5 protein-coding genes, 1 tRNA gene and 2 pseudogenes are annotated in these 6,000 nt (G+C 39.2%); 5 read left to right on the plus strand and 3 right to left on the minus strand.

What is annotated here, in order from left to right:
- Positions 1 to 254: 254 nt before the first annotated feature.
- Together C234_RS0115210 and C234_RS0115215 are read right to left on the minus strand one after the other, a co-directional pair.
- Positions 255 to 1,373: a 6-bladed beta-propeller gene (locus C234_RS0115210; protein ID WP_027326460.1), complete on the minus strand. Its 1,119-nt coding sequence runs from the start codon at positions 1,371 to 1,373 to the stop codon at positions 255 to 257.
- Between the two features lie 208 nt (positions 1,374 to 1,581).
- The gene (locus C234_RS0115215) at positions 1,582 to 1,911 is read right to left on the minus strand and encodes an NVEALA domain-containing protein (protein WP_027326461.1); all 330 of its coding nucleotides are present in this window, start codon (positions 1,909 to 1,911) and stop codon (positions 1,582 to 1,584) included.
- A gap of 95 nt (positions 1,912 to 2,006) precedes the next feature.
- Here C234_RS0115215 and C234_RS18325 point away from each other — a divergent pair.
- The 4 genes and pseudogenes from C234_RS18325 to C234_RS0115240 all read left to right on the plus strand — a co-directional run.
- Positions 2,007 to 2,263 (plus strand): annotated as a pseudogene (locus C234_RS18325) (IS982 family transposase); the annotation flags it as partial.
- 123 nt (positions 2,264 to 2,386) lie between these two features.
- Positions 2,387 to 2,461: transfer RNA gene (locus C234_RS0115225), tRNA-Pro, on the plus strand.
- A 299-nt stretch (positions 2,462 to 2,760) separates the two neighbouring features.
- Entirely contained in the window at positions 2,761 to 3,981 is a 1,221-nt protein-coding gene (locus C234_RS0115235) for an S-adenosylmethionine:tRNA ribosyltransferase-isomerase (RefSeq protein ID WP_027326463.1), read from the plus strand.
- 155 nt (positions 3,982 to 4,136) lie between these two features.
- Complete coding sequence (locus C234_RS0115240; protein WP_027326464.1) at positions 4,137 to 5,195, plus strand: DUF2027 domain-containing protein; 1,059 nt, start codon at positions 4,137 to 4,139, stop codon at positions 5,193 to 5,195.
- Between the two features lie 105 nt (positions 5,196 to 5,300).
- On the opposite strand, the gene C234_RS0115245 is transcribed toward C234_RS0115240, so the two are convergent.
- Positions 5,301 to 5,657 carry a hypothetical protein gene (locus C234_RS0115245; RefSeq protein WP_027326465.1) on the minus strand — a complete coding sequence of 119 codons (357 nt, stop codon included), beginning with the start codon at positions 5,655 to 5,657 and terminating at the stop codon, positions 5,301 to 5,303.
- 104 nt (positions 5,658 to 5,761) lie between these two features.
- On the opposite strand from C234_RS0115245, the pseudogene C234_RS0115250 reads away from it, so the two are divergent.
- Positions 5,762 to 6,000, plus strand: a pseudogene (locus C234_RS0115250) (ISL3 family transposase); the annotation flags it as partial.

Below are 6,000 nucleotides of genomic sequence, written 5' to 3' on the forward strand. Positions count from 1 at the left end.
AGTTGGCATTATTGCTATTCTTAAAATCAATTCCTTGGCTAGAGAGGTGTCTCCTTTCTTTAAAGGGTAAATCAAACCTTCTCCCCATAAAAGATTTATAATCTTTTTTCAACTTGTTCATCTCCTTTGTTATACAAGCTAACAGGCAGAATATGATATAAAAAAATGTAAATAATTCGAATACAGTTTCATGATTTTGAAGCAATTTACAAGAGACTTTCGTGCAGTTATTAGCTACACGAAAGCTCTAATATCTATTCACCGCTGATCTCGTAGAAAAATAGAATGGGATTATCTTCTGCATTCAATCCATTATCTGCAAAGTATGAAAACCCGTTTTCTTTTTCCAATTCTAAAAGTTTACTAGCATCTGCAGCCATTATGATCTGATTTCCTTTTATGGTCAAATAATCGCCCATAAAGAAATATTTATATACATTATCAATTTTTTCCCCGACCTTAATAGTCCTGTTATTCCCTTCTTTATCTATGCGTGTTATACACGTTTTTATTCCTGACTCCCCAAATAATGGATAAACAATATATTGATTTGTACCAACAGCGGCATATGTCTGCAAATATCTCACACACTTTTTATACTTTGTTTCTTCATTCATTTCATAAAACCCTTTTTTTGTTGCCGGCAGATGATCTTCTGTATTAAAATCAAAAATTGTTCTTTTATCCGCACCATCCTTTTTTAGTGAATATATTGAATAATCAAAAGGATGACCGACAATAAGTTCATTCTCACTGCATAGGAATGCGTTGAATCCAGAGAATGTAAAAGCTTCATTTTTGTCAAATTTGTCAATAGAGCATATTTCTTTTTTCTTTTTTAAATCATAAAAAACGAAATTGTAAAGTTTATCATTGTTTTGTTCAGAAGACAAAATGATGGTATTATCATCGACAATGATAAAATGCTGATATTTGTCATCAAGGTTATATTTGTCAACATAATTCCCATCAATTGTATATTCCAGTAGTAATTTCTGTAATCCAGAAAGGATGTATATCCTGTTTTTATATAATTGAAAATCGTTGACATTATTATATTCACCATTTCCATTCCCCAGTCGGTTTATCTTGCTGATAAAATCTCCCTTATTTGAGAAAATGAAAATTTGTCGATTACATAGGATGCTTATCTTATCATCTGAGAGTCTAAGAGCATCTATTCGCGACAAGATGCAGGAATCAGATTTTGACAATCTAATGTGCTCAACATGATGAATAAAATCAGATGCCTCCATTTCATTGTCTGGAGAGACAACAATAGCATCATCTTCTTGGGGATGCCCACATGATACAAATAAACTCATCATCAATAAAATGAGAGTTGCGCTTAAAAATGCCAAAAGTTTATTCATAGTTTTTCGTTTTTATTCATGAGTGTTCACCAAAAGATTCTAACTGTTAATATCTGCCACAGAATATCAGCGAGTTGCGAACCCATATGGAGCGTAGCGATATGAAATAGCCATGATGCCACGTTTCAACTGTTTATAAAAAACATTTTTATACCCAAATTCAATCTATATTTCATCGCTCGCAAATTATAGTAGACACTAGTGATTTTTATTTTAGTATTTGATACAAATCAACACATTCAACAGGTTTGCAATACACATCCCCCGTTCCAGAACATATAATTTCGCCATCAAATGTGATGTCGCCATTTGCATCTGCAGTCAAAATACTTCCACCCAATAACTTAATTTTTCCCTTTGCACCGCCATGAATTATGCATGAGTTCGAGTTTCTTTCCTTTACTTTGAAGTAAGTTTCGTCTTGACTCAACGCCTCCACATTTGCCAACAGCAAATTGTCACTCTCACTTGCATTTGTCTGGAAAGACTTTGCGGCAACGAATGTTGCGATGGCGACAACTACAATGCACGGCAGCATATTTTTTTTTCTTCATGTTGTTTAAAAAGTGTCCGCAGATTGTTATCACTGACAAGGGCGCGGACTTTAATCCTTGCAGTGCGTTATGATATACCATGATTACCGGAAGTAAAGTTATTGATTTTTTTTGTATTGCAAACGATTTTTGCAAAGAATTTGAACCATAGATGGCTAAAAATGCACTTCCATCCACTCTCGATGCACCCAAACGCGAGCGAAAGCGCATGATGTCGGATGCTGAAGTCATCACCATACTGATTTGTTTTCACTTCAATCCATTCCGGAACTTTAAGCATTACTACAAACCTTCTCATACAACCGTTTTGTCGAGATTATGCCAAGATGTTTTGTTGTGTATATCCCGAACTCGCGTTAATAATAAGCCCTTAGTAACAAAACAATTTTTGAAACAAAACAAAAACACGCCGATTTATTTGTTATTTCAAAATAAAGCATTACTTTTGCATCCGCAATTCGGGGTGTAGCTCAGCCCGGTTAGAGTACGCGTCTGGGGGGCGTGTGGTCGCTGGTTCGAATCCAGTCACCCCGACTGGTGAAAAGAAGAGGCTGTCTCAAAGTAAAAATGAGGCAGCCTTACTTATATAATTAATAAATTCAACTATAAATAAAACGCTTTATCACGGTCAGCTTTCCGCAGACAGGAATGCAAAAAAATAGAGAATGCCCCAAGAGCGAACGGCTCACAGATCATCACTCCCCTTGCCCGCAGGCGAGGATACAAAGGTTGAGGATGACGGAAAAGTCCGTATTGAATGTTTATCTGCCGCGCGGACAGGTTGTGACAGAGTATCGGAAACTTGAAGCCCAACCTCTTTTACGTTTAGAACAATGAAAGAAAACCCGAAACATATTCATATCAGCGAATACAATTATACTCTGCCCGACGAACGCATCGCCAAGTTTCCATTACCTGTACGCGACCGATCGAAACTTCTGCTTTACCGGCAGGGAAAAGTCGGCGAAGATGTTTTCACTTCGCTCCCCGAGTATATCCCCGAAGGCAGCCTGATGGTTTTCAATAACACCAAAGTGATTCAGGCACGACTGCATTTCCGGAAAGAAACGGGCGCTTTGATCGAAGTGTTCTGTCTGGAGCCAGTTCAACCGAATGATTATGCGCTGAACTTCCAACAAACGCAGCATGCCGCTTGGCTTTGCATGGTGGGCAACTTAAAGAAATGGAAAGACGGAGCGCTGAAACGGGAGATGACTGTAAAAGGACATCTCATTACATTGAGCGCAACGAAAGGCAAATGCAGGGGAACCAGCCATTGGATCGACTTCACTTGGAATAACAAGGAGGTGACCTTTGCCGATATTCTGGAAGTATTCGGCGAATTGCCCATTCCTCCTTACCTGAACCGGGATACGCAAGAAAGCGATAAGGAAACTTACCAAACGGTGTATTCGAAAATCAAAGGCTCGGTGGCGGCGCCCACTGCCGGATTGCACTTCACTCCCCACGTGCTCGAAGAGCTCCGGAAGAAGAATATAGACCTCGAAGAACTGACGCTGCATGTAGGAGCAGGAACGTTCAAACCCGTGAAAAGCGAAGAGATAGAAGGGCACGAAATGCATACGGAATATATTTCGGTTCACCGAAACACCATCCGAAAACTAATCGAGCATGAAGGCCGGGCTATCGCCGTAGGCACTACTTCGGTACGGACGCTCGAAAGCCTTTACCATATCGGATCGGCACTGGCCGATAATCCCGAACTCACAGAGAAAGAGCTGCACGTGCGCCAATGGCAACCCTACGAACGGGAGAGCACGCTCTCTCCGGTGGATGCGTTGAAGAATATCCTCGACTATCTCGACCGCCACGGTATGGAGACACTGCACACCAGCACTCAGATTATCATCGTCCCGGGATACGATTACAAAATCGTAAAAGCCATGGTCACCAATTTCCACCAACCGCAAAGCACACTGCTGCTGCTTGTTTCGGCTTTCGTGAAAGGAGACTGGAAAACCATCTACGACTATGCGCTAAGCCACGATTTCCGGTTCCTGAGCTATGGCGACTCTTCGCTACTAATCCCGTAATTACATCATTTGCCATGCCGAGCGATAACAACCGGGAGATATTCCCCCTTGTAGACGAGCAAGGAAACATCACGGGTACTGTTCTAAGAAAGTATCGAGTTTGTCAATAATTTAATTATCTTTGTACCCCATATTTACTTGATATTAATATTGTGATGAAGATTGGTGATAAAGTGCGCTTTCTCAGTGAAGTAGGCGGAGGAGTGGTAAAAGGATTCCAGGGAAAAGATTTGGTATTGGTGGAAGACGAAGATGGCTTCAGTATTCCTATGCCGATACGAGAATGTGTTATCATAGATACAGATGACTATAATATAAAAAAAGAAGAAAAAGCAGATGTGCCGACCGCCCCGGGAAAAATAGGACTTTATAATTTAAAAAGACCTTTTAGTCCACAGCCGGAAACACGTGGAAAAGATATGCTAAATGTATATTTAGCTTATGTTCCTGAAAATGCGAGAAAGATGAGTACAACACCTTTTGAAGCATATTTGGTAAATGATAGCAATTACTATCTTTACTACACGTATTTAAGCGCGGAAAAGGAAGGGTGGAAAAATCGCTCGCATGGTCTGGTGGAACCGAATACAAAATTGCTGATGGAAGAGTTCACAAAAGAAATTCTGAATGAATTAGAACGAGTATCTGTTCAGCTTATTGCTTTTAAAGAAGCAAAGCCTGCCGAAATTAAACCAGCTGTCGGAGTAGAACTTCGAATTGATACGGTGAAATTCTATAAATTACATACATTTAAGGATTCGGAGTTCTTTGAAGAACCGGCTTTGATTTTCGATTTAGTTAAGAATGATGTTCCGGTAAAGCAGGTATGTGTTTCTGCAGAGGAGCTTCATACTGTTTTATTACAAAAAAGTTCTGCGGACAAACGCGAATCTCGACCTGTTACAAAAAAACAACAAAAACGTAGTGGGAAAAACGTTATTGAAATAGATCTTCATATAGGGGAATTACTGGATGATACGCACGGCATGAGTAATGCTGAAATATTGGATTATCAGTTGACTAAGTTTCGACAAGTTATGGAAGAGAATAAGTATAAACATGAGCAAAAGATTGTATTTATTCATGGAAAAGGAGATGGCGTTCTTAGAAAAGCGATCCTCGATGAATTGAAGCGAAAATACAAACATTGCCGATTTCAAGATGCTTCTTTTCAGGAATATGGGTTTGGAGCTACAATGGTAATTATTAAGTGACAGTTTCCATCGCCGGAAAATAAAAAATTACAAGTAAGGCTGTCTCATTTTTCTATTTTATGAGACAGCCTTTAACTTTGCAGAAGTTACCATGCCTGAAAGAACTTACTTGTTCAGTTCAATTCCTTTATTCATTAAAGTGATATTCATTAAAGCGGCATATTTTGCATACTGCTTGTTGCTCAGCGTTTTTCTCATCAGCTTGAGATTTCCATATACAGCATTACGCAATTTTGCGTCTTTGTCTTTTTTTGCCGTTGTGGCTTTTGACATCTGCTCGGAGAAATAATTGCAAATATTTTCCACTTCTTCACTTTGAGATGCATTTAAGTCCAAATACCTGCCAAGTTTGTTTACATTGATGTTACCTTCCCATTTTACAGTTGTTGGTTGATTTTCCACCGCAAAAGTCGTGGCAATAAAACAAAATACTGCCACTAATGTTAATCCTGAACGTTTCATAATACCTACTAAAAAAAATGTTATACCTAAAAACTTTCTTATAGAAAAAATGGCTCTATAACGAATCGTGTGGGTAGGCTCACAAAAATCCCTATCTTTGCATTATGGACAGCAAGGAAATCTTCACATCTGCATTGGGGCTGCAATCCCCTTGGAGCGTAATTCGTGCCGAATTTCAAATAAATGAAAGCGGCACAAAAGAACTGCACTTATGGCTTGCCTTTGAAAAGGGCTTTCTGTTTACAGCTCCGGATGGCAGCCAATCTACTGCTTACGATACTCTCGATAAGACATGGCGTCACCTCAATTTCTTTCAGCACCATTGCTATATTCATTGCAAAGT

Origin of the sequence: Bacteroides pyogenes DSM 20611 = JCM 6294 (assembly GCF_000428105.1) — a bacterium.
In the GTDB taxonomy this organism is placed as follows: Bacteria; Bacteroidota; Bacteroidia; order Bacteroidales; family Bacteroidaceae; genus Bacteroides; species Bacteroides pyogenes.

Bases quoted from the DNA above. Each gene is read 5' to 3' on its own strand.
- C234_RS0115210 (WP_027326460.1), bottom strand. From the start codon at position 1,373: ATGAATAAACTTTTGGCATTTTTAAGCGCAACTCTCATTTTATTGATG.
- C234_RS0115215 (WP_027326461.1), bottom strand. From the start codon at position 1,911: ATGCTGCCGTGCATTGTAGTTGTCGCCATCGCAACATTCGTTGCCGCA.
- C234_RS0115235 (WP_027326463.1), top strand. From the start codon at position 2,761: ATGAAAGAAAACCCGAAACATATTCATATCAGCGAATACAATTATACT.
- C234_RS0115245 (WP_027326465.1), bottom strand. From the start codon at position 5,657: ATGAAACGTTCAGGATTAACATTAGTGGCAGTATTTTGTTTTATTGCC.
- C234_RS0115240 (WP_027326464.1), top strand. From the start codon at position 4,137: ATGAAGATTGGTGATAAAGTGCGCTTTCTCAGTGAAGTAGGCGGAGGA.